22 protein-coding genes and 1 tRNA gene are annotated in these 23,542 nt (G+C 69.5%); 11 read left to right on the plus strand and 12 right to left on the minus strand.

What is annotated here, in order from left to right; translation table 11 throughout:
• Positions 1-311 precede the first annotated feature (311 nt).
• The 3 genes from ACG0Z3_RS03685 to ACG0Z3_RS03695 are packed head-to-tail and all read left to right on the plus strand — an operon-like array spanning position 312 to position 3,033.
• The gene (locus tag ACG0Z3_RS03685; RefSeq protein WP_394395428.1) at positions 312-704 is read left to right on the plus strand and encodes a GntR family transcriptional regulator; all 393 of its coding nucleotides are present in this window, start codon (positions 312-314) and stop codon (positions 702-704) included.
• On the plus strand, positions 701-1,585 hold the full coding sequence (locus tag ACG0Z3_RS03690) for an ABC transporter ATP-binding protein (RefSeq protein WP_394395431.1): 885 nt from the start codon (positions 701-703) through the stop codon (positions 1,583-1,585). Before ACG0Z3_RS03685 ends, ACG0Z3_RS03690 begins: the two co-directional genes overlap by 4 nt.
• Entirely contained in the window at positions 1,585-3,033 is a 1,449-nt protein-coding gene (locus tag ACG0Z3_RS03695; protein WP_394395434.1) for a hypothetical protein, read from the plus strand. Before ACG0Z3_RS03690 ends, ACG0Z3_RS03695 begins: the two co-directional genes overlap by 1 nt.
• Here ACG0Z3_RS03695 and ACG0Z3_RS03700 read toward each other — a convergent pair whose 3' ends face one another.
• Both ACG0Z3_RS03700 and ACG0Z3_RS03705 read right to left on the minus strand, forming a co-directional pair.
• Entirely contained in the window at positions 3,034-3,477 is a 444-nt protein-coding gene (locus tag ACG0Z3_RS03700) for an SRPBCC family protein (protein WP_394395436.1), read from the minus strand.
• A 47-nt stretch (positions 3,478-3,524) separates the two neighbouring features.
• Entirely contained in the window at positions 3,525-4,001 is a 477-nt protein-coding gene (locus tag ACG0Z3_RS03705) for a flavin reductase family protein (protein ID WP_394395438.1), read from the minus strand.
• Between the two features lie 58 nt (positions 4,002-4,059).
• On the opposite strand from ACG0Z3_RS03705, the gene ACG0Z3_RS03710 reads away from it, so the two are divergent.
• Positions 4,060-5,013 (plus strand): M48 family metallopeptidase, encoded by a 954-nt coding sequence (locus ACG0Z3_RS03710; RefSeq protein WP_394395440.1) that lies wholly within the window; start codon positions 4,060-4,062, stop codon positions 5,011-5,013.
• Positions 5,014-5,028: 15 nt separating this feature from the next.
• On the opposite strand, the gene ACG0Z3_RS03715 is transcribed toward ACG0Z3_RS03710, so the two are convergent.
• Positions 5,029-5,661 (minus strand): Crp/Fnr family transcriptional regulator, encoded by a 633-nt coding sequence (locus ACG0Z3_RS03715; protein WP_394395442.1) that lies wholly within the window; start codon positions 5,659-5,661, stop codon positions 5,029-5,031.
• Positions 5,662-5,720: 59 nt separating this feature from the next.
• The gene (locus ACG0Z3_RS03720) at positions 5,721-6,389 is read right to left on the minus strand and encodes a helix-turn-helix transcriptional regulator (protein ID WP_394395445.1); all 669 of its coding nucleotides are present in this window, start codon (positions 6,387-6,389) and stop codon (positions 5,721-5,723) included.
• A gap of 290 nt (positions 6,390-6,679) precedes the next feature.
• Here ACG0Z3_RS03720 and ACG0Z3_RS03725 point away from each other — a divergent pair, with 290 nt between their 5' ends.
• The gene (locus ACG0Z3_RS03725) at positions 6,680-7,480 is read left to right on the plus strand and encodes a class II glutamine amidotransferase (protein ID WP_394395447.1); all 801 of its coding nucleotides are present in this window, start codon (positions 6,680-6,682) and stop codon (positions 7,478-7,480) included.
• Between the two features lie 58 nt (positions 7,481-7,538).
• Positions 7,539-8,750, plus strand: a complete 1,212-nt coding sequence (locus tag ACG0Z3_RS03730) for a cyanophycinase (RefSeq protein WP_394395449.1) — start codon at positions 7,539-7,541, stop codon at positions 8,748-8,750.
• Here ACG0Z3_RS03730 and ACG0Z3_RS03735 read toward each other — a convergent pair.
• The 3 genes from ACG0Z3_RS03735 to ACG0Z3_RS03745 are packed head-to-tail and all read right to left on the minus strand — an operon-like array spanning position 8,728 to position 11,690.
• Complete coding sequence (locus ACG0Z3_RS03735) at positions 8,728-9,903, minus strand: acyltransferase family protein (protein WP_394395451.1); 1,176 nt, start codon at positions 9,901-9,903, stop codon at positions 8,728-8,730. The genes ACG0Z3_RS03730 and ACG0Z3_RS03735 overlap by 23 nt on opposite strands.
• Before the next feature lie 60 nt (positions 9,904-9,963).
• Positions 9,964-10,656, minus strand: a complete 693-nt coding sequence (locus ACG0Z3_RS03740) for a LytR/AlgR family response regulator transcription factor (RefSeq protein WP_394395453.1) — start codon at positions 10,654-10,656, stop codon at positions 9,964-9,966.
• Complete coding sequence (locus ACG0Z3_RS03745; RefSeq protein WP_394395454.1) at positions 10,644-11,690, minus strand: sensor histidine kinase; 1,047 nt, start codon at positions 11,688-11,690, stop codon at positions 10,644-10,646. The genes ACG0Z3_RS03740 and ACG0Z3_RS03745 overlap by 13 nt, the downstream gene beginning before the upstream one ends.
• A gap of 198 nt (positions 11,691-11,888) precedes the next feature.
• Between ACG0Z3_RS03745 and ACG0Z3_RS03750 the strand changes: the two genes are divergently transcribed.
• A complete protein-coding gene (locus ACG0Z3_RS03750; protein WP_394395456.1) occupies positions 11,889-12,431 on the plus strand; it encodes a lipocalin family protein in 543 nt (180 codons plus the stop codon).
• A gap of 44 nt (positions 12,432-12,475) precedes the next feature.
• Here the strand turns inward: ACG0Z3_RS03750 and ACG0Z3_RS03755 are convergent, their stop codons facing one another.
• From ACG0Z3_RS03755 to ACG0Z3_RS03770, 4 genes are all read right to left on the minus strand, one after another.
• Complete coding sequence (locus ACG0Z3_RS03755) at positions 12,476-13,876, minus strand: efflux transporter outer membrane subunit (RefSeq protein WP_394395457.1); 1,401 nt, start codon at positions 13,874-13,876, stop codon at positions 12,476-12,478.
• Position 13,877: 1 nt separating this feature from the next.
• Positions 13,878-17,165, minus strand: a complete 3,288-nt coding sequence (locus tag ACG0Z3_RS03760) for an efflux RND transporter permease subunit (RefSeq protein WP_394395458.1) — start codon at positions 17,163-17,165, stop codon at positions 13,878-13,880.
• Positions 17,166-17,183: 18 nt separating this feature from the next.
• Positions 17,184-18,332, minus strand: a complete 1,149-nt coding sequence (locus tag ACG0Z3_RS03765) for an efflux RND transporter periplasmic adaptor subunit (protein ID WP_394395459.1) — start codon at positions 18,330-18,332, stop codon at positions 17,184-17,186.
• Between the two features lie 164 nt (positions 18,333-18,496).
• On the minus strand, positions 18,497-19,036 hold the full coding sequence (locus ACG0Z3_RS03770; RefSeq protein WP_394395460.1) for a c-type cytochrome: 540 nt from the start codon (positions 19,034-19,036) through the stop codon (positions 18,497-18,499).
• 139 nt (positions 19,037-19,175) lie between these two features.
• Here ACG0Z3_RS03770 and ACG0Z3_RS03775 point away from each other — a divergent pair.
• Positions 19,176-19,251, plus strand: a tRNA-Arg gene (locus tag ACG0Z3_RS03775).
• Between the two features lie 254 nt (positions 19,252-19,505).
• Here the strand turns inward: ACG0Z3_RS03775 and ACG0Z3_RS03780 are convergent.
• On the minus strand, positions 19,506-19,766 hold the full coding sequence (locus ACG0Z3_RS03780; protein WP_394395461.1) for a helix-turn-helix transcriptional regulator: 261 nt from the start codon (positions 19,764-19,766) through the stop codon (positions 19,506-19,508).
• A gap of 216 nt (positions 19,767-19,982) precedes the next feature.
• Between ACG0Z3_RS03780 and ACG0Z3_RS03785 the strand changes: the two genes are divergently transcribed.
• Genes ACG0Z3_RS03785 through ACG0Z3_RS03795 form a run of 3 tightly spaced genes read left to right on the plus strand, consistent with a single transcriptional unit; the run spans position 19,983 to position 23,482 of the window.
• On the plus strand, positions 19,983-20,765 hold the full coding sequence (locus tag ACG0Z3_RS03785) for an NYN domain-containing protein (protein WP_394395464.1): 783 nt from the start codon (positions 19,983-19,985) through the stop codon (positions 20,763-20,765).
• Between the two features lie 4 nt (positions 20,766-20,769).
• On the plus strand, positions 20,770-22,338 hold the full coding sequence (locus ACG0Z3_RS03790) for a class I SAM-dependent DNA methyltransferase (RefSeq protein ID WP_394395465.1): 1,569 nt from the start codon (positions 20,770-20,772) through the stop codon (positions 22,336-22,338).
• Positions 22,328-23,482: a restriction endonuclease subunit S gene (locus ACG0Z3_RS03795; RefSeq protein ID WP_394395466.1), complete on the plus strand. Its 1,155-nt coding sequence runs from the start codon at positions 22,328-22,330 to the stop codon at positions 23,480-23,482. The genes ACG0Z3_RS03790 and ACG0Z3_RS03795 overlap by 11 nt, the downstream gene beginning before the upstream one ends.
• Positions 23,483-23,542 lie beyond the last annotated feature (60 nt).

The raw sequence follows: 23,542 nt of genomic DNA on the forward strand, positions 1-23,542 counted from the left end.
CCACTCAGTGCGGAAGGCCTGTCGTGGGTGGCGAACGGCCCTGCAAGCGGCCTTACGCCCGCCTTGGGCCCATCGTCGGCTATCGCATCCTGCACCCTGCCCTGCAGGCCCCGGCATCCCTGCGCCGAGCCCGGCGACCGTGCTCCATACATCGGAAAAGTTCAGACTTGAATGAACAAAGTTCAGAACTGAATGGTTTTCGACAATTTCGACAATAGTTTTCGACACATTTTGCGCAACTCCGCTGGGTGTGCTCGCTTGACGCACAGTGTCCATGTGTACTATCGTACTAGTACACATTGGCAGTACACATGGATCCCACCCACTTCGTCCACATCAACACCGGCTCGCCCGAGCCCATCTACCGCCAGCTCATCGAGCAGGTGAAGCGCCGCGTGGCCGCCGGGCAGCTGAAGGCGGGCGACGAGATTCCGTCGGTGCGCGAGCTGGCGCAGGCGCTGGCCGTGCACCCCATGACCATCTCCAAGGCCTACTCGCTGTTGGAAAGCGACGGCGTGCTGGAGCGCCGCCGCGGCCTGTCCATGGTGGTGGCGGCGCAGCACCAGCAGGCCCAACCCACTGCCGACCGCGTCGAGCTGCTGCGCCCGACGCTGGAGAAGGCCGCCGCCGAGGCGCGGCAGCTGGAGCTGTCCAAGGCGCAGGCCCTGCAGCTGTTCAAAACCATCCTGGAAGAGGCCCCATGACCCCGCACTTTCCGCACACCGAATCCGCCAGCGCCGAACTCAGCGGCGTGAACCTGGCCTACCCCAAGGGCCCCACCGTGCTGGACGGCCTGGACTGGCAGCTGCTGCCCGGCCAGGTGGTGGGCCTGCTGGGCCGCAACGGCGCCGGCAAGACCACGCTGCTGGAGACGCTGCTGGGACTGCGCGAGCCCGACGCCGGGCGCGTGCAGCTGTTCGGCCAGGACGTGCTGCAGCTGGACGACGCCGCCCGAGCCCGCATTGGCTACGTGCCGCAGCACAGCGACCTGTTCGAGGGCTTCACGCCGGCGCAGCTGCTGGCCTATTTCAAGAGCTTCTACCCGCGCTGGAACGAGGCCAAGGTGGAAGGCCTGATGTCGCGCTGGGACATCCGCGCCGACCAGCCCATCCGCAAGCTATCCGGGGGCCAGAAGCAGCGCCTGTCCATCATCCGTGCGCTGGCCCACGAGCCCGACCTGCTGGTGCTGGACGAGCCCGTCGCCAGCCTGGACCCGGCCGGCCGGCGCGACTTCCTGCGCGAGCTGGTCGGCGAGGTGCTGGACCGCGGCGCCACCGTCGTGTTCTCCACCCACATCCTGTCCGACCTGGAACGCGTGGCCTTCAACGTCGCCTTCCTCACGCAGGGCCGCATTGCACTTCAGGCGCCGCTGGACGAGCTGCTGGACCAGGTGCGCGCCTTCACCGGCAGCGTCACCGAGATGGCCGGGCTGATGGGGCGCCTCGGCGCGCAGCCGCTCAAGCGCACGCCGCTGGAAGCCGGCCGCGAGCGCGTGCTGGCGCGGCTGCCGGCCGGCGGCGCGCTGCCGGCCGGCCTGGCCGCCGAGCGGGTGAACCTGGACGACCTGTTCACGGAGCTGACCTGATGAACGCCGCCGCCCGCTACTCGCAGCTGCTGCTGGCCTTCTGGCGACAGCGCGACCTGCAAGCGCCTCTGGGGCGCCGGCTCGTGATGGCACTGCTCGTGCTCATCGGCATGGCCGGCTTGATCGCGCTGCCGCCCGAGGCCGGCTGGCGGCTGGTGGCCGGCCTGCTGCTGCTGGTGGATCTGGGGGTCTGGCTGGCCGTGTGCGGCAGCCTGCAAGAGCAGAACCACCCGACCGCTGCCCGCACCGTGCCCGGCCATGTGCGCAGCCTCAAGCGCGCCGCGCTGCTGGGCTGGGCGCTGTGCACCGGCTTCACGACGCTGCTGCTGTGGGCCATCTTTCCGCCCACCGGCGCCGTGCCGCTGATGCTGCTGAGCTGCGGCTTCATCGCGGTGTTCCTGCTGTGGGCATCGCGCATGGTGTGGCTGTGGCTGCTGTTCACGCTGCTGTCGCCCTTGCTGGGCGCGTTCAACGGCACGCTGGCGCCCGCCGGGCGGGCACTGGCCACGCTGTGGAGCGATCACACCGGCCTGATGCTGCTGGCCGGCCTGCTGACCCAGGCCACGCTGGTGGTGCTGGCCTTCGGCGCGGGCGGCGCCCGCCACACCGCCCGCTACGCACGCCAGAGCCTGATGCGCAACGCGATGCGCCTGCAGCTGGACGGGCGGCAGGTCAACGCGGCGGCCTGGGGGCGGCCCGTCGAATGGCTGACGCGCCCGTTCGGCCTGGTGTTGGACGCCTGGCAGCGCCGGCTGCTGGCGTGCGCCGACAACGGCAGCCCGGCCAACGTGATGGCGCGTGCCGCCCTCGTGCTGCACGGCGCGCAGCACTGGATGTATCAGCTGATGGGCATCACCGTGCTGGCCGTCATCGTGCTTGTCGCGTTCGTGGCGGTGTCCCGTGTGATGCACGTGCCGCTGGCCACCTTCTTGCCCGGCGCCTTCGGCATGGGCGTGGCCATCGCGAGCATGGGCTTCAACCCCGCCTTCGCCCTTCCCACCGCGCTGTGGCAGAGCCGGCGCGAGCAGGCCCTGCTGTGCCTGCTGCCGGGCATGCCGCGCGGCGCGGCGCTGAACCGCGCCGTGGCGACCGGCCATCTGCGCAACGCGGCCATGGCCTGGCTGGCCACCAGCCTCGTGCTGCTGGCGCTGGGCCTGGCGGCCCACAATGACTGGCTGCTGTGCCTGCCACTGGCGGCCATGCCGGTGATGGTGATCAACCTCACCCGACAGCCGGCCGCCATGCGCGCGCCGCAGGTGACGACGACGGTGTGGCCCGTGCTGGCCTTCTTCGCCGTGACGGGGCTGCTGTACGGGCTGTCGCGGCTGGGTGCGCCCCTCGCGCTGCTGGCTGTCACGGTGCCGGCGCTGTCGGCCGGGCTGCTGGCCTGGCGCTGGCGCGTGCTGCTGCGTGCGCCGGCCGCGCTGCCGACCGGCCGGCTCAGCTGATCATCCGGGGATCTCGGGCTCCACCAACTGGGCCAGCAGCGTCAGCGACTCCTGCCAGCCCAGGCAGCAGGCCTCGGCCGGGATGACATCGGGGATGCCGTCCTGGCGGATGTTCACCTCGGTGCCGCAGGACACCGCGCGCAGCTCGACGGTGGTCGTCATCTCGCCGGGCAGGTTGGCATCGTCGAACGTGGCCGTGTAGCTCAGCGACTCGCCGGGCCGCAGCGCCAGGTAGCAGCCGCCAAAGCTGTGCGAGCCGCCGGTCGTGAAGTTGGTGAACGACATGCGCCAGGTGCCACCCACCACGACGTTCATCTCGTGCACCGTGGCCGTGAAGCCGAAAGGCGGCAGCCACTTGGCCATGGCGGCGGGTGTCGTGAAGGCGCGGTAGACGCGCTCGGGCGGGCAGCGCAGCACGCGGTGAAAGCTGACGGTTTGGGGCATGGGGCGTCCTGGTGGGAGAAGGCTCGCTCTGGCGGCGAGCGGGCGGCTCAGAGCGGCAGCTCGGTGAAGTAGCGGCCGCCGTGGAAGATCAGCGGCTGCGCACCGGGCTGCGCGGTGCAGCGCTCCACCTCGCCGACGAAGATGACGTGGTCGCCCTCCTCGTAGCGGCTGCGATTGGCGCACTCGAACACGGCCACGGTACCGTCCAGCACCGGCGCGCCGCCGGCGCCCTCGCGCCAGGCCACGCCGGCAAAGCGGTCGATATCGCGCGTGGCGAAGCGCTGGGCCAGCTCCTTCTGGTCGGCCGCGAGGATGTTGATCGCGTAGTGCGAGCCGTGCGTGAAAACCGGCAACGAGCCGGCGCGCCGCGCCAGGCTCCACAGCACCAACGGTGGCGCCAGAGACACGGAGTTGAAGGAGTTGGCCGTCAGGCCCACGAGGCTGCCGTCCGCCGAACGCGCCGTGATGACGGTCACGCCGGTGGCGAACATGCCGAGAGCGGCGCGGAAATGCTGGCTGTCCATGGCGGGATTGTCGCCAGTCCTACGGCGCCTGCCACACAGCCACCGCACAATGACGGTCATGCACGCCAACGACTTCATCGTCCACGACGACCTGCGACTGCCCCACCTGCCGCAACGCCAGTTCGGCGCCTGCGCCGACTGCGCGGCCGGCCGCTGTGCACCGCCCCGCCAGCGCGGGCGGCGGCTGTTCACCGGCCTGCTGGGCGCCGCAGCGTTCGCGCCGGCCTGGGGGCGTGAAGGCGTGGAGGTGGGCGAGAAGAGCAAGTTCACCGGCCTGGTCTCGGCCGAGCAGCTGGAGAAGGCCGGCGGCCAGCAGTACGCGCAGATGATGACCCAGGCCAACCAGCAGCGCGGCCTGGCGCCCATGAACCACCCGCAGGTGCAGCGACTGCGCTACATCGCGCAGCGCATCGTGCCGCACAGCTACGAGTGGAACGAGCGCGCGCGCCAGTGGAAGTGGGAGGTCAACCTGCTGGGCGACGCGCAACTCAATGCGTTCTGCATGCCGGGCGGCAAGATCGCGTTCTATTACGGCATCCTCGAAAAACTCAAGCTGGAGGACGACGAGGTCGCGGCCATCATGGGCCACGAGGTGGCGCATGCGCTGCGCGAGCACGCCCGTGAGCGTGTGGGCAAGTCGGTTGTCACCAACGGCATCGTCGAACTGGGCTCGGCGCTGCTGGGCCTGGGCGACCTGGGCCGCTACGCCGCCGGGCTGGGCGGTCAGCTGCTGTCGCTGCGCTTCGGCCGCCAGGACGAGAGCGAGGCCGACCTCGTGGGCATCGAACTGTCCGCCCGCGCCGGCTATGACCCGGCGGCCGCCGTGCGGCTGTGGGAAAAGATGATGGCCGCCAGCAAGGGCGCGCCACCCCAGTGGCTGTCCACCCATCCGGCCAACGTGACCCGCATCCGCGACATCCAGGCCAACCTGCCCAAGGTGGCGGGCCTGTACGGGCGCGCGCCTCGGCCGGACAAGCGCTTCCCCGTCGCGCCGCCGCTTAAGGCGGGCTGACAGGGCCGCGCGCTGTTACCAGCGCGCCGGCAGGTTCTTCAACCGCTCGTACTGGCCGGCTGCCACGCGGCGCAAGTAGCCGCCCAGCTCCAGGTCCTTGACGAGCTTGGACACCATCTCGCGCGAGCAGCCCAGGCGCTGCGCCATGCCCTGATGCGTGAGCTCCAGGTGGCGGCCGTCCTGCGTCATCTCGTCGACCAGCGCGCGCAGGCGGCCGTAGACGTCGTTGAGCGCCAGTTGCTTGGTCGACAGCGTCGCGGAGCGCGCGCGGCGGATGACTTTGGTCAGCAGCTCGAACGCGAATTCGGGGTGTTCGCTGATGTGCGTCAGCAGGCTGGCGCGCGTGACCATCACCAGCCGGCTGCCGGCCTCGGTGATGACGCTGGCAGAGCGCGGCCCGCCGTCCAGGCTCATCTCGCCGACGTATTCGCCGGGGCCGTAGATGCCATAGGTGATCTCGCGCCCGCGCGCATCGCTGCTGTAGGCCCGCAGCGAGCCGGACAGGATGAGATAGAGGTTGTCGCCCACCGAGCCCTCCTCGATCAGCACCACACCCTTGCGGTAGCTGCGCGCGATACCCCGTGCCGCCAGCAGGCGCAGCGAGGTAGGCAGGGACAGGAGTTCGTTGTCGAGAGGTTGGTCAGCCATCCGGGCGTGGCAGCGGGCAAGAGGCCACGCTGCGACGCGGCGGATGTTAGTTCACCAGGTCAGTTGACCTGCTTTTGCGGCCGCAGCGACGACACCAGCGGCGGCAGCAGCGCCAGTTGGCGCATCAGGTCGCCGATGCTGTCGGCACCACTCTTGGCGCGGATGCTCTGGATCTGGCTACGCACCGTGGAGATGGCCACGCCCTGGCGCTGTGCCACCTCGGTGGGCTTGACGCCGTTGGACAGCGCCTTGAGCACCTCCGTCTCGGCCGGCGTGAGCTGGTAGCGCAGCGCGAACCACTGCGCGGCCAGGTCGCCGCACAGCTGGCGGCGCTCCAGGATCAACAGCACGGCCGCCTGGCTGACATCGCGGTTGAGCGGCACGACGACGACGTTGGCGCGGCCGCATCCGGCGCGCTCGTCGCCCAGCCGCAGCAGGCAGCGGCGGCCGCTGGCCTCGGCGCCTTCCAGCGCTTCGGCGAAGGGCACGGCATCGGTCAACAGCCGCGCACGCAGGTGCGGCCCGACGAGCTCCAGCGGGTGGTTGTCGTCCAGCGTCGCGCGCGCCGCCAGGTTGGCATGCAGCACACGGCCGGTGCCGTTGAGCAGCACGACGCCATGGTCCAGCTCCTCCAGCACCAGGCCCAGCCACTGGCTGGACAACGAGGCGGCCTGGCGGCGCTCCTCGCGACGACCCGGGACCTGGCCCGGCTGCACAAACTCACTCATCCACACGGCTGCACTCCTTGCTCGCCTACCCTCAGGGAGCTTCCCTAAAGCGTAGGAGAGCATGTTTGGCAGCAGGCGTAAATGTTGCGGGATGTGTTTGTGAAGGAATCACTGACGAGCGTCAGCCGCAGCAAACGCGACGCCGAACTAGGGATTGCAGGCCATGCGCAACAGCCCTTTGTGCATAAAACACGCCCGCATGAGCTCATGCGGAAAGCGTCCTGGGCATGACGGTCAACCGCCGTCAGACTGGCGGCGTTGCCCTGCCATCTGCACTGCACCGACGCCCGATGTGTGAGCTCTTCGCCCTCAACAGCCGCCTGGCCGCCGCCGCCCACTTCTTGTTGAGCGGCTTTGCGGCGCGCGGTGGCCGCACGGCAGACCATGTCGATGGCTGGGGCGTGGCCTTTCATGCCGGCGAGCACTGCGAGGTGATCGTGGAGGACCGGCCGGCCGCCGAGTCGGCACTGGCCTCGCACTACGGCCGACATCCAGTGCAGGCCCGCAACATCGTGGCCCATATCCGCAAGGCCACACAAGGCGTGCGCGCGGTGGAGAACTGCCACCCCTTCCGCCGCGACTGGGCGGGCCGCAGCTGGGTGTTTGCCCACAACGGCGACCTGAAGGACTTCCATCCCGACCTGGACGGCAGCTTCACGCCCGCCGGCCAGACCGACAGCGAGCGCGCCTTCTGCTGGCTGATGCAGCGTCTGCAACAGCGCTTCGGCCACCGGCTCCCCGCCTGGCCCGAGCTGGCCGCCACGCTGACGCCCTGGCTGCACGAGGTGGCCGAGCACGGCCGCTTCAACCTGCTGCTGACGGACGGGCGCGCCATGCTGGCACATGCCTCCACGCGGTTGCACTGGCTGCGCCGCCAGGCGCCGTTCGGCCAGGTGCAGTTGCGTGACGGCGGCCTGCGCCTCGACCTCGCGTTGCTGAACGGCCCGCGCGACCGCATGACGCTCGTGGCCACCGAGCCGCTGACGCACGACGAGGACTGGCAGGCGTTCCGGCCGGGCGAGGTGCGGGTGTTCGACCAGGGTGACTGCATCTTCCTGAGCGAGGGCATCCGCACGCAGGCGGCGGCCTGAGCCGTTCTGCTGCCAACATGGCGGCATGACGCGCTTCCTCCCTTTGATTTCTTTGCGAATGGCCGCTGCGGCGGCCCTCTTCCTCCACCTCGCCGCGCAGGCCGGCACGGCCATCGTCATCGGCGGCGCCACCAAGAGTGACAACGACGCCGTCTGGCAGCGTGTCGTCGACGAGGCGGGCGGCCCGGGCGCACGCATCGCGGTGTTCGCCACGGCCGCCGCCAACCCCGAGCGCGCGGCAGGGCTGATCGTCGCCTCACTGAACCGCCGCGGTGCGCAGGCCGAGGCCATTCCCGTGACACCCCGGCAGAAGGACGTGGACTGGCAGGCCCACCTCAACGACCCGGCGTTGATCGCCAAGGTGGCGGCGTCAACCGGCGTGTTCTTCTCCGGCGGCGCGCAGGAGTACATCGTCGACACGCTGCAGCCCGGCGGCGAGCCGACCGCGATGCTCAAGGCCATCCGCCAGGTGATGGACAAGGGCGGCGTCGTGGCCGGCACCAGCGCGGGGGCAGCCATCATGAGCCGCGTGATGTTCCGCGACGCGCCGGACAACCTGCAGATCCTCAAGGGCCTGTGGCGCGAGAAGCGCGAGTACGACCAGGGCCTGGGCTTCGTGGAAGCGGGCCTCTTCGTGGACCAACATTTCCTCAAGCGCGGCCGCATCGGGCGCCTGCTGCCCGCGATGCGGGCGCTGGGCTACACGCTGGCACTGGGCATCGAGGAGAACAGCGCGGCCGTCATCAAGGGCCGGCAGGTCGAGATCGTCGGCGCGCGCGGTGCGGTGCTGGTGGATCTGTCCGAGGCCACGAGCGACCCGCGCCTGCCGGCCTTCAACCTGCGCGGCGCACAGCTCAGCTACCTGGACCGCGGCGACCGCCACGACCTCGCCACCGGCCTCACAACGCCGGCCGCCCACAAGCTGCGCGACCAGAAGATCGATCCCACCGCCGCCGACTACCGGCCGGCGCTGCAGTTCGACCACTACTTCCTCGACATCCTGGCCGACAACACCCTCGTCACCGCCATGGCGCACCTGCTGGATACGCGCTCGCCCGAGGTGCGCGGCCTGGCCTACCGCGTGCGGCCGCGGCCGGGCGACCTGGCGCCGGAGCTGGGCTTCGAGTTCCGGCTCTACAAGGGGCCGGGCACGGTCGGCTGGTTCAGCAATGCGCTGGGCGGCGACGACTACACGGTGCTGAAGGTGCGGCTGGACGTGACGCCGGTGCGCATGGCCGCGCCGCTGTTCACGCCGCTGCTGCCGAACTGACGGCCGGGCCGGCCACGCGCGGCCGGCGCTGGATGCCCAGCAGCAACGCCAGCCCCGGCACGCGGCGCGCGCCCAGGTAGGCCAGCGCGCAAACCGCGAAGGTCAGCACGATCAGCAGCAGCGCCTCCAGGCCCCAGGGCAGTGCCAGAGGCTTCAGCGCCTGCGTCAGCAGCACGATGACGCTCTGGTGCAGGATGTAGAGGCAGAACACCGCCGCGGCCGCCTGGCGCAGCCCCGGCGTCTCGCGCGGGAAGGCGCGTTGCGCCCAGCCACAGCAGGCGACGATGGCCCACCAGGTCAGCGCGCCACGCAGCGTGCGGGCAGCCACCAGCACGGCGTCGGGCGGCGCCGCGTCCGCATAGCGAGCATTGAAGGCCAGCAGCGCGACCCAGGTCGCCAGTGACACGGCCAGCGCCACCCAGCGCAGCCGCAGCGCCGCCGGCCACAGGCCTTGCGCCAGCGGCGTGCGGCTGGCCCAGCCGACGGCGAACACGAAGCCGTACTGCAGGTGGTTGTGGAGGTCGTGCACGAGGTCGTGCGTGGTGGGCCAATGCGGCATGACGGTCACGCGCAGCAGCGCCAGCGGCACCGCGGGCGCCAGCAGCCAGGCCCAGGCAGGCAGCTCGATGGCCCGCGGCTTCAGCTTCAGCGACGCGAGCGCGGCGCCCACCACCGCATAGACCCACAGGTAGGGCAGGAACCACAGGTGGTTCCAGGTCGGCAGGTCCAAGCAGTCGTCGCCGCGGCAAAGCTCGCCGCCCTGCAGGTAGCGCGCCCAGAAGTCCAGATAGCCACCGTCGCCCGGCAGCAGCTCGGGCGCCTGCGTCAGCACTTCGAAGTAGGCCTGCGGCGTGACGATGACGGCCATGCCGAACAACAGCGGCAGCAGCAGGCGCGCCGAGCGGTCCTTCAGCGTGCCGAGCACGCCGTGCTTCGCGAACAGGCCGTGACAGGCCGCGCCGGCGATGAGGAACAGCAGCGACAGCCGCCACGGCGAGCTGAGCTGCATGAAGGGCTCCAGCGTGCTGCTGGCGGCGGGGCTCTTCACGTGCCAGTCCCAGGTCACGTAGTACATGCCGACGTGGTACGGGATCAACAGCGCAAAAGCGGCGACGCGCAGGCCGTCGAGAAAGGGCAGGCGTGGTGTGTTCATGGCCCGCAGCGTCGCCGGCCCGGCCGCGCGGCGCGACGGTGGCGGGGCGAGTGGCGTTCGCTATGGGGCGAACGCGTCCAGCACGTCACGGTAGCCGCGCGACACGCGCAGCACCTCGCCGCAAGTCAGCGTCAGCACCGCCTCGCCGCTGCCCAGCCGTTCGATGCGCCGGACATGCGCCGGGTTGACGGCGTGGCTGCGGTGCACGCGCAGGAAGCGCGCGGCCCAGCCGGGGCGGGCGAGCGCGTCAGCCAGCGTGGCGCGCTCCAGCAGGCAGCGCGGCGGCAGGTGCAGCTCGATGTAGTTGTCGGCCGCCGAGATCCACGGCACGTCGGCCAGCTTCACGCGCTCGCCACCCACCCACCACTCGCCCACCGGCGCGGGCGGCTGCGCCAAGCGCTCGCGCACACGGGCCAGCGCAGCGGCCAGGCGCTCGGGCGTGTAGGGCTTGAGCAGGTAGTCCAGCGCCGCGAGTTCGAAGGCCTGCAGCGCGTGCTCGGCGTGCGCGGTCGAGAAGATGACGCTGCGCACGCCCGTCTCGCGCAGCGCGGCGGCCAGCTGCACGCCGTTGCCACCAGGCATCTCGATGTCCAGCAGCGCGAGATCGGGCGGCGCGGCGAGCGTCTGCACGAGGGCCAGCGCGGCCGGCGCGTCGGGCGCCTCCAGCAGCTCGGCCACGTCGGGCTCGGCGGCCAGCAACCGGCGCAGCCGGGCGCGCGCGGCGGGTTCGTCGTCGACGATCAACACCCGCACGGCAACTCCACGGTCAGGCTCATGCCGCGGCCATCGGGCCCGAGCCGCACGCTGGCCGCGCCGCCATAGCGTGCCGCCAGCCGCTCGCGCAGGTTGCGCAGGCCCAGGCCGCCGTCGGGGTCAGGCGGCGACGCGGGCACGGGCGTGTCGCCATGGTTGCTGACACGCAGCGTCAAGCGCTCGCCGTCGCGCGCCGCCGCCACGACGACCTCGACACGGCCGCGGTGCCGCGCCACGTCGTGCTTGACGGCGTTTTCCACCGGCGCGAGCAACAGCAGCGCCGGCACCCGGCAGGCCAGCGCCGCGTCGTCGGCGTCGAGGCGCACCACCAGCCGCTCGGGGCCGAAGCGCGCCTGCATCAGCGCAAGAAAGGGCTCGACCAGCGCCAGCTCCTCACGCAGCGTGTGCTCGGCGCGCTGCTGCGCGGCCAGCGTCTGGCGCAGCAGATCGGCCAGTTGGCACAGCAGCCGGTCGGCGCGAGGCACGTCCTCGTACATGACCGAGGAGATCAAGTTCAGCGTGTTGAACAGGAAGTGCGGCTGCACCTGGTCGGCCAGGCGCGCCAGGCGCAGCTCGGCCAGCTCGCAGCGAGCACGCTCTGCCGCCTGCGCCATCCAGACGCCGCGCGAGATCAGGCAAAAGCTGAGGTAGCTCACCGCATCCTTGCCGCCCTCGTAGACGAGCAGCGTGGGGATGTCGTCGGGGTGGTACCCCGCCCCCACGAGCGCATAGACCAGCAGACGCAGGCCGAACATGCCAGCGATGTGCAGCACGCTGAAGACCGGCAGCGCCACCGCATGCGCCAGCAGCTGCCGCGGCCAGGGCTGTCCCTGCAGCCGACCGACGAGGGCGTGCACGCACAAGGCCAGCGCGCCGATGACGAAGACCGAGCTGTACTCCCACAGGAAGGGCTCCCACGGCTGCGTGCCGCCGCCCAGCCGGTAGGCCTCCAGCGCCGAGGCGCTGAGCAGCCCGCCGACGACGGTCAGCAGCGCGACATAGGGCAGGCACCAGCGGCGCGGCAGGATGGGCATGGCGCAGTGTCCCCCGCCGCCGCGCCGCCAACCGCGCCGTTCACCCCACCCGCGCTGCCATTCGCCCCGGCGACTGTGGGATCCTAGACTCCGCATGCCGGCGCGGCTCATCACGCACGACAGCCTGATCGGCGCGCTGACACGCCCATGACCTGGCCGCAACGGAGAATGTCGGCTCCACTTCCAGTCGCTCACGCCATGCTGCCACTCACCGTCCGACGCGCCTTCGCCGCTGCACTGGCCTGCGCCGCGTGCGTCGGCACGGCCAACGCCGCGCCGGCCCCGCTGCCCACCGTCGCGCAGGTGGACCTGGCCCGATACGCCGGGGCCTGGTACGAGATCGCGCTGCTGCCCAACCGCTTCCAGAAACAGTGCGTCGCCGACACGCAGGCGCGCTACCGCCTGGACGGCGAGCGTGTGCAGGTGATCAACCGCTGCCGCATGGCCGATGGCCGCGTGGACGACATCACCGGCCATGCCAAGCTTGTCGCCGACAGCGGCAACGCCAAGCTGCGCGTGAGCTTCTTCTGGCCGTTCTATGGCGACTACTGGGTGCTGGCGCTGGACGCCGACTACCGCCACGTGCTGGTGGGCGCGCCCAGCCGCAAGTTCGCGTGGGTGCTGTCACGCACGCCGCAGCTGGACGAGGCCACGTTGCAGGCGCTGCTGGACTGCGCGGCCGCGCTGGGCTTCGACAAGGCCGCCTTCCAGCTCACGCCGCAGACGCAGCCGCTGGACTGAACACTGGCGAACAGCGGGCGCGCGCGGCGCCCGCCCGCGCGGCGTCAGGGCGCCGTCAAGCGCGCCGCGAATGCCTTGTGTACCGCCAACAGCGCGGCGGCGCGCTGGGTCTGCAGCTGGATCAGCGCATCAGCCGCGGCCAGGCGTTCCTGCTCGGTGCTCAGCAGCGCGTAGAAGTCGGTCACGCCGGCGTCGTAGCGCTTGAAGGCCAGGTCGCGGGCACGCACGGTCGCGTCGGCGGCCTGGGCCTGGGACACGGCCTGCAGCTCGGTCTCGCGCAGCGTGGACAGGCTGCCCTGCGCGTCCTGCAACGCGACAAGCTGCGCCTGCTCGGCGGCCGCTACGGCACCCTCGAAACCGGCGCGGGCAGCGCGCTCCTCGGCGGCGCGGGCGCCAAAGTCGAGGAAGTTCCAGTTCAGCGCGGCGGCCAGGCTGTGCACGCGCGTGGCGCTCTTGAACAGGTCCTCGGCACGGCCGGTGCTCCAGCCGATGGAGCCTGACAGGCCGATGCTGGGCCAGCGCGCGGCCCAGGCCACCTGGGCGCGCGACGCGGCGGCCTGCGCGCGCGTGGCGGCGGCCTTCACGTCGGGGCGCGCGGCCAGCAGGCCGGCCGGGTCGGGCAGCGTGCCGAGGCTGACGAGGCGCGGCTCGGGCATGGCGGGCAGCGGATCGCTGTCGGCCTTGCCACAGTCGGCCGGCGGCTGGCCGCGCAGCACATCCAGCTGCAGGCGCGTGAGGCACGCCGCGTTGCGCAGCGCGGGCACGCTGGCAGCGGTCTGCGCGACGAGCGCCTCGGCGCGGGCCTGGTCCAGCGCGGTGTTGCGGCCGGCACCGACGCGGGCCTTCACGAGGTCCAGCAGCTGGTTCTGCACCACCAGGGTCTCCTGGGCCAGCTTCAGGCGATGGCCCAGGCCGATGAGCTGGGTCTGCAGGTTCAGCGCAGTGCCGGCCAGACTGAGCTGGGCCGCGTCGCGGTCCAGCGCGGCGCTTTGCGCGTCGTAGCCGGCGGCCTGCGCCGTGGCCGACGCGCGGCCCCACAGGTCGACCTCCCAGCCGGCCGTCGCGTTGACGCCATAGCTCTTGAAGGTGTTGTACTGGCCCTGGTCATTGGCAGCACGCTGGCGGCTGGCGTTGGCGCCCACGCCGGCGCTGGGCAGGCGCTGGGCGCCGGCCGCGTCGGCCAGCGCCTGGGCCTGCTTGAGGCGTGCGGCGGCGGCGCGCAGGTCGCGGTTGTGGGCCAGCACGTCATCAACGACGCGCTGCAGCTGCGCGCTATCGACAAAGGCGGCGGTCATCGTCGCGGCGCTGTTGCCGGCACGAGCGTCGATGGCAGGCAACTGCGCGAACGCGGCGGGCGCCAGGTTGGCCGGGCCTTGCGACAGGCCGGGCGCGGCGCAGCCGGCCAACAGCGCGGCCGCGGCGAGAAGGGTGAGTTGGGTCTTCATGTCAGTGGCCCTTGTTCGTCGGCACGTCGTCGTCGACACCGGGGTGGAAGGCGTGGGCCGAGGCCTCGACCTGGGCGCGCAGCGCGGCAGCGCGAGCGCGACGCTTCTCGGTGCCCTTGCGCAGCAGCGCGTAGAACACCGGCGTCAGGAAGATGCCGAAGAAGGTCACGCCCAGCATGCCGCTGAACACGGCGATGCCCATCGCGCGGCGCATCTCGCTGCCGGCGCCGCTGCCCAGGATCAGCGGGATCACGCCAGCGCAGAAGGCGATGGACGTCATCAGGATGGGGCGCAGCCGCAGGCGGCAGGCCTCGATGACGGCATCCGCCACCGAACGGCCCTTCTCCTCCAGCTCCTTGGCGAACTCGACGATGAGGATGGCGTTCTTGCACGCCAGGCCCACCAGTACGACCAGCGCCACCTGCGTGAAGATGTTCAGGTCTCCCGCCTGCATGAAGGGCGGCAGGTGCGAGATCCACACGCCGAACAGTGCCGACAGGATGCACATCGGCACGATCAGGATGATGGCCAGCGGCAGGCTCCAGCTCTCGTACTGCGCGGCCAGCACCAGCACCACCAGCACGACCGAGAACAGCAGCACGGCGGCGAGCGTCGGGATCTTCAGCGTGGTGCCGGGCACGGCGACGTCGCGGGTCAGGCGGTCCTGGTAGCTGAGGTCGGTGAACTCGTAGCTCATGCCGCGCGGCAGACCCTTGAGCAGCTGCTCGATCTCGGCCTCGGCCTGGCCCGACGAGAAGCCGGGGTTGGGCGCGCCGTTGATGTCTGCGGCCGGGAAGCCGTTGTAGCGCGTAACGCGCGTGGGGCCGAAGGTGGGCTCCACGCTCATCAGCGAGCCCAGCGGCACCATCTCGCCGGCCTCGTTGCGGGTCTTGAGCTTGGTGATGTCGTCGGCGTGCGCGCGATAGGGCGCGTCGGCCTGCACGATGACCTGGTAGGTCTTGCCGAACTTGGTGAAGTCGTTGACGTACAGCGAGCCGAGGTTGATCTGCAGCGTGTCGTAGATGTTGGCCAGCGGCACCCCCATCTGCTTGGCCTTGGTGCGGTCCACGTTGGCGAACAGCTGTGGCACGTTGATGTCGTAGTTGGAGTACGGCGTGCCAATGCTGGTCTTGGGGTTGCCGTAGACCTGGCCCAGCGTGCCCCACACGGCGCCGTACAGGGCCTGCTCGCCCTGGCTGCTGCGGTCCTGCACCTGGATCTTGAAGCCGCCCGCAATGCCCAGGCCGTCCACCGGCGGCGGCGGCACGACGAACATGCGCGCGCCCTGGATCTGCTGGATGGCGCCGTTGACCGCGCCTAGGATGGCTTCCTTGCTCTTGTCGGGGCTGGTGCGCTTGTCGAAGTCCTCGAGGCCGAAGAACACGATGCCCTCGTTGGGCGCGGCCGAGAAGCCGGCCACCGACAGGCCGGGGAAGGCCACCGAGTCGACGATGCCCGGCACCTTCAGCGCGATCTCGCTCATCTTGCGGATCACCTCTTCGGTGCGGTCCAGGCTGGCACCGGCCGGCAGCTGGGCCACGCCGATCAGGTACTGCTTGTCCGGCGCGGGCACGAAGCCGCTGGGCAGGCGCATGAACAGCAGCGCCGTGACGCCCAGCAGCAGCGCGTAGACCACCAGAGCCGCCGACTTGCGCTTGAGCAGCCCGGTCACGCCGCGGCCGTAGCTCTCGGAGCGACGGTGGAACATGCGGTTGAACCAGTGGAAGAAACCACCGAACACGCGGTCCATGCCGCGCGTCAGCGCGTCCTTGGGCGCGTCATGCGGGCGCAGCAGGATGGCGGCGAGTGCCGGCGACAGGGTCAGCGAGTTGAACGCCGAGATCACCGTCGAGATGGCGATGGTGACGGCGAACTGCTTGTAGAACTGGCCCGACAGGCCCGGCACCAGCGTCAGCGGGATGAACACCGCGCACAGCACCAGCGCGATGGCGATGATGGGGCCTGAGACCTCCTGCATGGCCTTCACCGTCGCGGCGCGCGGCGTGAGGCCGTCCTGGATGTTGCGCTCGACGTTCTCGACCACCACGATGGCGTCGTCCACGACGATGCCGATGGCCAACACCATGCCGAACAGCGTCAGCGTGTTGATGGAGAAGCCCAGCAGCAACAGCACTGCGAAGGTGCCGACGATGGACACCGGCACGGCCACCAACGGAATGATGGACGCGCGCCATGTCTGCAGGAAGATGATGACCACCAGCACCACCAGCGCGACGGCCTCGAACAGCGTCGTGACCACCTTCTCGATGGAGGTCTGCACGAAGCGCGTAGGGTCGTAGACGATGGCGTAGTCCACGCCCGCCGGGAAGTTGGGCTTGAGCCGCTCCATCGTCGCGCGCACGTTCTCCGAGATCGCCAGTGCGTTGGAGCCCGGCGCCTGGAAGATGGCGATGGCGGCGGCCTCCTTGTTGTTCAGAAGGCTGCGCAGCGCGTAGGTGTTGGCGCTGATCTCGACGCGGCCCACGTCGCGCAGACGCACCATGGCGCCGGTGCGTGTGTCGGCGCGCACGATGATGTTGGCGAACTCCTCCTCGCTGGTCAGCCGGCCCTGCGTGTTGATCGCGAGCTCAAACTCCGTGCCCTTGGGCGCGGGTGACGCGCCGACGACGCCGGCCGCCACCTGCGAGTTCTGCTCCCGGATGGCGCCCACCACTTCGGTGGCCGTCATGCTGCGGGCGGCCAGCTTCTGCGGGTCCAGCCAGATGCGCATGGCGTAGTCGCCGGCGCCGAAGGTCTGCACCGAGCCCATGCCAGGCACGCGCAGCAGGTCGTCACGCACGTTCAGCGAGCCGTAGTTGCGCAAGTAGAGCGCGTCGCGCGAGTTGTCCGGACTGACCAGGTGAACCACCATGGTCAGGTTAGGGCTGCTCTTCTCCGTCGTCACACCGATGGTGCGCACGATGTCGGGCAGGCGCGGCAGCGCGCGGTTGATACGGTTCTGCACCGCCGTCTCAGCCGCCTCGGGGTTGGTGCCGATCTTGAACGTGACCGTCAGGCTCATGCCGCCGTCACCGGTGGCCTGGCTCTCGAAATACAGCACGTTCTCCAGGCCATTGATCTGCTCCTCCAGCGGCGCAGCCACAGTCTCAGAGATCACGCGCGGGTTGGCGCCGGGGTACTGGGCGCGCACGACCACCTGCGGCGGCGCGACCTCGGGGTACTCGGAGATCGGCAGCAGCGGAATGGCCAGCGCGCCGATCAGGAAGATGAAGAGGGACAACACGGTCGCGAAGCGCGGCCGGTCGATGAAGAAGCGGGAGATGTCCATGATGGGCGAACCTCGCGCTTACTTGGCTGCGGCCGGGGCGGCGGGCGCGGCCGGCACGGGCATGCCCTTGTCGTCCACCTTCAGCACCTGCGGCGTGACCGGCGCGCCGGGCATAGCGCGCAGCACGCCATCCACGATGACCTGCTCACCCGCCTTCACGCCGTCCACGACACGCATGCCGTCGATGAGCGCGCCGGGCTTCACCGGGCGCGGCTGCACGATGTTGTTGGGGCCCACGATGAGCACCACCTTGCGGGTCTGGTCCGTCGTGATCGCACGCTCCGGCACGACGACGCCGCTGTAGCTGCCGCCGCCGCCGATCTTCAGCCGCGCATACAGGCCCGGCGTGAACTGGCCGCCCTTGTTGTCGAACACCGCACGGGCGCGGATGGACGCGGTGGCGGGGTTGAGGCGGTTGTCGATGAAGTCCAGCTTGCCCGCATGCGGGTGGCCCTGCTCGTCGGACAGGCCCATGGCCACCGACACCGTGCCCGGCTTGGCCGCGCGCATGTAGCGCAGGTAGGCCGCCTCGCTGGCGTCGAAGTAGGCGTAGACCTTGTCGCTGGACACCAGAGTCGTCAGCACCGCATCACCCACGCCCACCAGGTTGCCCGGCGTCACGTTGGCGCGCGACGTGCGGCCGCTGACCGGCGCTGTGACGTTGGCGTACTCCACATTCAGCCGCGCCTGCACCAGCGCCGCCTCGGCGCCCTTCAGGCTCGCCTCGGCGCCGCGCTGCGCCGCGCGCAGCTGATCGATCTCCTGCGAGCTGACGGCGTTGGCGCTGACCAGCTTCTCGGCACGCGCCAGGTCGGTCTTGGCCAATTCGGCCTGCGTCCGGGCCGCCGTGACCTGCGCCTCGGCGCGCGCCACCTCGGCGCGGTAGGCGCGGGCATCGATGGTGAACAGCGGCTCGCCCTTGCGCACGAACTGCCCTTCCTTGAAGCGCACCGCCTCGACAGTGCCGGCCACGCGGGCGCGCACATCCACCGTGTCGGGCGCCTCCAGGCGGGCAGTGAACTCCTCGAACTCCTGGATCTCACGCTGCGTGGCCGGCGCCACGGACACGGGCGGCGGGCCGCCCGCATGGCCGGCTTGGCCCCCCTGCTGCTGCCCGCAGGCAGCCAGGACGACGAGGAAGGGAAGCGCCAGGCGGTTCTTGGTCATGGAGTACTCCGAATGCAAGCGCGCGACTCTAGCCAGATCGACTTGCCTGCGAATGAGTTGGGGGCTTAACCCACCGATCCTGCTGACATTCATTGTCAACATCAGGAAAGTGTGGGCAACAAAAAGCCCGCTCGAGGCGGGCTTCATGCGGAAGGGAGGGCCACTCAGTTGGCCGCTGAGGCGGCCGGGGCGGGAGCCTTGGGCTCGTCGAACTTGGCGCCGCCCTGGTTGGCCAGGTAGACCACCGCGCGGTTGATTTCAAAGTCGCTGAAATCGCCGCCGCCCTGGGGGCCCATGGCGCCCTTGCCCTTCAGCGCCGAGTTCAGCAGCGCTTCCACGCCCGTCTTGACGCGCGGGCCCCAGGCTGCGGCGTCCCCCAGCTTGGGCGCACCAGCCGCGCCGGTGGCGTGACAGGCGGCGCACTGGGCCTGGTAGACCTGCTCGCCGGTCTTCATGGCGGCCGCGTCATTGGCGTCCTTGACCTCCACATGCCCGACGGGCGCGATGCGCGCGGCCACCGCCTCGCCCTCCAGCGCGCCGGTGCCGGCCGCCGGCTTGCTGGACGTGGTCACGTAGTTCGCGAGCAGGATGATGAGGATGATGGGCACCACGAACGCGAAGAACACAGCCCAGGCCAATTGCTTGGGCGTCTTGATCGGGCCGGTGTGGGCGTCGTCGTGGTCGTGGTCGTGGCTGGCGCTCATGGAGTCCTCTTGACTGTCCTCGTCGGTGTTTTTCTTGCAGGCCATCGAGGCGGCCTGCGGCGCGTGAAGCGCCCGAATTATGGCAGCGCCCAACCCGTCTCCTGCTGCGGGGAACCCCGCTGCTAGAATGCACGGCTTCGCGCCCGTAGCTCAATGGATAGAGTACTGCCCTCCGAAGGCAGGGGTTGTTGGTTCGATCCCAACCGGGCGCACCAGACATGACAAGCACTTAGCCTCGCGGCTAGGTGCTTTTTCTTTGTCGGTGTCCTAAAAGTGGCCTAAACAGCCCCTGACCGACGGTGCGCAGCCAGGCGACGCACCAGCGCTTGTTGCCACCTGCATGAGCCGCATTGACAGCAGGGACAGAAGAGAACCTGCCCGGGGCTACCGGGCCAGCCGCCCCCCGCCTACCGACCACTCCCGTGCGGCAGGCCCAAAGGCCCGTCATGTGCTGGCCTGGTAGGCGGCGTCAGCGCATCGCGCCCCTCGCTCGGCCGGACTTGTCGCGCAGCGCGAATCGCTCGGCCATCCAGCACCGAACCTCGAGCAAGCTCCACCTGACGGACCGGCCACCCACGGTCGCGCTCAGCGGGAACGCCCCCGCCGCCATGAACGAATAGATCGAACTGCGGCTCAAACCCGTGATCGCCATCACCTGGCGCACCGTCAGCAGCACATCGCCGCCAAGGAACTCGGTCGGCAGCTGGGATGACAAGGCTTGACGGTTCATGAGCACCTCGGGGCAGTGATGCGCCCATTCTTGGATCTACGGCTGACCATCGAGCACCGGGTTCCACGCCAAATCACCCCCCGAAACCCGCGCACCGCATGCTGACCACTAAATTCATCGCGCCAGCACCGCGGGCAGGCCATGCCTTCCGCCTGCGCTGACTTGGCCCGTCAGCAGCCCGCATAACATCGCTCCCAAAGATCAGGGAGGAAGCCAATGGCATCAACAGAGACGGGCGCGGACTCGCGCGTCGCCGTGCTGGTGGACTGCGACAACACCACGCCCGAGATCCTGGAGTACGCGCTGCGGGTGGTCGCCCAGTTCGGCCGTGTGGTGCTGCGCCGGGGCTACGGCAACCACGCCACGCTGGCCAACAAGTGGCAGGAAGCGCTGGTGCGCCTGGCGTTCACGCCCTGCCTGCAATACCAATACGCCGCCGGCAAGAACACCGCCGACATCGCGCTGGCGTTGGATGCCGTCGAGGCCCTCTTCGACCAACGCGCCGACACCTTCTGCCTGGTCACCAGCGACTCCGACTTCGCCTACCTCTGCCGCAAGCTGCGCGAGCGCGGCGCCACGGTGCACATCGTCGGCGAGGCGAAGACGCCGGATGCGCTACGCAACGCCAGCGACCAGTTCTTCGAATGGCTGCCCCCTGAGCCCCCCGCTGAGCCGGCAGGGTCGGCTGCTGCGGCCAAGGCCGCACCGCCGCCCACTCCCAAGCCTGTGCCCAAGAAGCGCCCCAAGGCCGTGCTCAATGCCGTGAGCCTGCTGGCGGCCGACACGCCCGACGGCCGCGTCGGGCTGGGCGCGCTGGGCCAGTACCTCAAGCGAACCGACCCCGGCTTCTCGCCCAAGGCCCACGGCCACGCCGCGCTGTCCGATATGGTTCGGGCCTACCCCGAACTGCTGCTGACCCAGGAGAACAACTCCGGCCACTGGGTCAGCCTCAAACCCAAGGCCGCCGCCCCAGCGCCGGCCGCCGCGACCGCTGCCTGATTCCATGCTCGACGACATCAAGAAAACCCTCTGGGCCACGGCCGACAAGCTGCGCGCCAACATGGACGCGGCCGAATACAAGCACCTGGTGCTGGGCCTGATCTTTGTGAAGTACATCTCCGACACCTTCGCCGCGCGCCGCGCCGAGGTGGTGGCCCGGCTGGCGGACCCGGACGACGAATACTTCTACGGCGACGCCAGCGCGGAAGACCTGGCCGCCGAGGCCGACGACCGCGACTACTACACCGCCGTCAACGTGTTCTGGGTGCCCGAAGACGCCCGCTGGGAAACGCTGCGCGCCCAGGCCAAGCGGCCCGAGATCGGCAAGCTCATCGACGAGGCCCTGGGCCTGATTGAGGCTGAGAACCCCAAGCTCAAGGGCATCCTGGACAAGCGCTATGCCCGCGCGCAGCTGCCCGACGGCAAGCTGGGCGAGCTGGTGGACCTGGTGTCAGCAATAGGCTTCGGCGAGAACCCCAGCGCCGCCCGCGACGTGCTGGGCCAGGTGTACGAATACTTCCTGGGCATGTTCGCCAGCGCCGAGGGCAAGCGGGGCGGCCAGTTCTACACGCCGGCCAGCATCGTGAAGACACTGGTGGCGGTGCTCGCGCCGCACCATGGCCAGGTCTACGACCCCTGCTGCGGCTCGGGCGGCATGTTTGTGCAGAGCGAGCGCTTCATCGAGGCGCACGGCGGCAAGCTGGGCGATGTGTCCATCTACGGTCAGGAGGCCAACCCCACCACCTGGCGCCTGGCGGCCATGAACCTGGCCATCCGCGGCATCGACTTCAACCTGGGCCGCGAGCCGGGCGACACCTTCACGCGCAACCAGCACCCCGACCTGCGCGCCGACTTCATCCTGGCCAACCCGCCCTTCAACATCAGCGACTGGTGGCATGGCAGCCTGGAGGGCGACCCGCGCTGGCAGTACGGAGACCCGCCCCAGGGCAATGCCAACTACGCCTGGCTGCAGCACATGCTGCACCACCTCAAGCCCACCGGCCGCGCCGGCATCGTGCTGGCCAATGGCTCCATGAGTTCCAGTCAGAACAATGAGGGCGTCATCCGGGCGGCGATGGTGGACGCCGATGTGGTGGAGGTGATGGTGGCCCTGCCGGGGCAGCTGTTCTTCAACACGCAGATTCCGGCCTGCCTGTGGTTCCTGGCCAAGCGCAAGCCCGCAGCACGCCAGGGCCAGGTCTTGTTCATCGACGCCCGCAAGCTGGGCCGCATGATCAGCCGCGTGCAGTGCGAGTTCGCTGATGAAGAAATTGAGCGCATTGCCGGCACCGTGGCCGCGTGGCGCGGCGAGGCGGCAGCGGGCGAGGTGGTGGGCGACTACGCCGATGTGCCGGGCTTCTGCCGCAGCGTGCCGCTGGCCGAGATTGCCCAGCATGGGCATGTGCTGACGCCGGGGCGCTATGTGGGCGCTGAAGTGGTTGAGGACGACGACGAGGCTTTCGCCGAGAAGATGACGCGGCTGACCGAGCGGCTGGGTGAGCAGATGGCGAAGGGGGCGGAGCTGGATGCGGTGATCCGGGCGAAGCTGGGGGGGCTCGGATATGAGTTCTGAATGGCGTGACGGCAAGTTGGGGGAGTTCATCGAGCTGAAGCGGGGGTATGACTTGCCCCAGGCGAAACGTGAAGCTGGCCCGTTCCCTCTCATTTCGTCTTCAGGCCGTAGCGACCAACACAGTTCCCCCATGGTCAGGGGCCCAGGGGTGGTGACCGGCCGATATGGAACGATTGGCCAGGTCTTTTACGTCGAGGAGGACTTCTGGCCTCTAAACACCACCCTGTACGTGCGTGACTTCAAAGGCAACGACCCACGCTTCATCAGCTATTTTCTGCAAACCGTCGATTTCCTAGCTTTCTCTGACAAGGCGGCGGTTCCTGGCATCAACCGAAATCATTTGCATGAAGCGAAGGTTCAACTCGCTCCTGTAAGGGAACAACGCAAGATTGCCGAATTCCTGGGGATGCTGGATCAACGCATCACCCTCCTCCGCGAAACCAACGCCACGCTGGAAGCCATCGCCCAGGCGCTGTTCAAGTCCTGGTTCGTGGACTTCGACCCCGTGCGCGCCAAGCGCGACGGCCGCGCCCCCGAAGGCATGGACGAAGCCACCGCCGCCCTCTTCCCCGACAGCTTCGAGGACTCGGAGTTGGGGGAGGTGCCGAGGGGGTGGCTCCCGTGCCGACTCGACAGCTTGCTTGAGCTCGCGTACGGCAAAGCGCTCAAGGCAGAGTCACGGCGACCTGGGCCGGTCCCCGTCTATGGTTCTGGTGGCGTCACGGGCTGGCATGACACGGCACTTGTCGCGGAGCCGTCCATCGTCGTTGGACGCAAAGGCACAGTCGGCAGCCTGTATTGGGAGAGCCGTCCCTTCTTCCCGATAGACACAGTCTTCTACGTGAGGACTTCGCTGCCGATGTCGTACTGCTTTGAGTTGCTGAAGACTCTAGGGCTGCAAGGCATGAACACCGACGCAGCGGTGCCTGGCATCAACCGTGAGAACGTCTATCGGCTGTTGGTTCCCTCGGTGCCGGATCGCGTCATTGCAGCTTTCGATGCCGTCGTCAGCAGTATTCGACGCCGCATCGACCACAACGCTGGGCATGCCGAGACTCTCGCCGCCCTCCGCGACACCCTCCTCCCCCGCCTGATCTCCGGCCAGCTGCGCCTGCCCGAAGCCGCGGAGGAAGCACAGGTCTAGAAATCGAGGATTTCTGTACACGTCGCGCTTAGCATGTATAAAAAATTGCGATTTCTATAC

Origin of the sequence: Pelomonas margarita (assembly GCF_043555875.1) — a bacterium.
In the GTDB taxonomy this organism is placed as follows: Bacteria; Pseudomonadota; Gammaproteobacteria; order Burkholderiales; family Burkholderiaceae_C; genus Pelomonas; species Pelomonas margarita.

Bases quoted from the DNA above. Each gene is read 5' to 3' on its own strand.
- ACG0Z3_RS03710 (WP_394395440.1), top strand. From the start codon at position 4,060: ATGCACGCCAACGACTTCATCGTCCACGACGACCTGCGACTGCCCCAC.
- ACG0Z3_RS03780 (WP_394395461.1), bottom strand. From the start codon at position 19,766: ATGAACCGTCAAGCCTTGTCATCCCAGCTGCCGACCGAGTTCCTTGGC.
- ACG0Z3_RS03745 (WP_394395454.1), bottom strand. From the start codon at position 11,690: ATGCCCATCCTGCCGCGCCGCTGGTGCCTGCCCTATGTCGCGCTGCTG.
- ACG0Z3_RS03685 (WP_394395428.1), top strand. From the start codon at position 312: ATGGATCCCACCCACTTCGTCCACATCAACACCGGCTCGCCCGAGCCC.
- ACG0Z3_RS03760 (WP_394395458.1), bottom strand. From the start codon at position 17,165: ATGGACATCTCCCGCTTCTTCATCGACCGGCCGCGCTTCGCGACCGTG.
- ACG0Z3_RS03770 (WP_394395460.1), bottom strand. From the start codon at position 19,036: ATGAGCGCCAGCCACGACCACGACCACGACGACGCCCACACCGGCCCG.
- ACG0Z3_RS03765 (WP_394395459.1), bottom strand. From the start codon at position 18,332: ATGACCAAGAACCGCCTGGCGCTTCCCTTCCTCGTCGTCCTGGCTGCC.
- ACG0Z3_RS03720 (WP_394395445.1), bottom strand. From the start codon at position 6,389: ATGAGTGAGTTTGTGCAGCCGGGCCAGGTCCCGGGTCGTCGCGAGGAG.
- ACG0Z3_RS03795 (WP_394395466.1), top strand. From the start codon at position 22,328: ATGAGTTCTGAATGGCGTGACGGCAAGTTGGGGGAGTTCATCGAGCTG.
- ACG0Z3_RS03730 (WP_394395449.1), top strand. From the start codon at position 7,539: ATGGCCGCTGCGGCGGCCCTCTTCCTCCACCTCGCCGCGCAGGCCGGC.
- ACG0Z3_RS03700 (WP_394395436.1), bottom strand. From the start codon at position 3,477: ATGCCCCAAACCGTCAGCTTTCACCGCGTGCTGCGCTGCCCGCCCGAG.
- ACG0Z3_RS03705 (WP_394395438.1), bottom strand. From the start codon at position 4,001: ATGGACAGCCAGCATTTCCGCGCCGCTCTCGGCATGTTCGCCACCGGC.
- ACG0Z3_RS03715 (WP_394395442.1), bottom strand. From the start codon at position 5,661: ATGGCTGACCAACCTCTCGACAACGAACTCCTGTCCCTGCCTACCTCG.
- ACG0Z3_RS03690 (WP_394395431.1), top strand. From the start codon at position 701: ATGACCCCGCACTTTCCGCACACCGAATCCGCCAGCGCCGAACTCAGC.
- ACG0Z3_RS03735 (WP_394395451.1), bottom strand. From the start codon at position 9,903: ATGAACACACCACGCCTGCCCTTTCTCGACGGCCTGCGCGTCGCCGCT.
- ACG0Z3_RS03785 (WP_394395464.1), top strand. From the start codon at position 19,983: ATGGCATCAACAGAGACGGGCGCGGACTCGCGCGTCGCCGTGCTGGTG.
- ACG0Z3_RS03750 (WP_394395456.1), top strand. From the start codon at position 11,889: ATGCTGCCACTCACCGTCCGACGCGCCTTCGCCGCTGCACTGGCCTGC.
- ACG0Z3_RS03755 (WP_394395457.1), bottom strand. From the start codon at position 13,876: ATGAAGACCCAACTCACCCTTCTCGCCGCGGCCGCGCTGTTGGCCGGC.
- ACG0Z3_RS03790 (WP_394395465.1), top strand. From the start codon at position 20,770: ATGCTCGACGACATCAAGAAAACCCTCTGGGCCACGGCCGACAAGCTG.
- ACG0Z3_RS03725 (WP_394395447.1), top strand. From the start codon at position 6,680: ATGTGTGAGCTCTTCGCCCTCAACAGCCGCCTGGCCGCCGCCGCCCAC.
- ACG0Z3_RS03695 (WP_394395434.1), top strand. From the start codon at position 1,585: ATGAACGCCGCCGCCCGCTACTCGCAGCTGCTGCTGGCCTTCTGGCGA.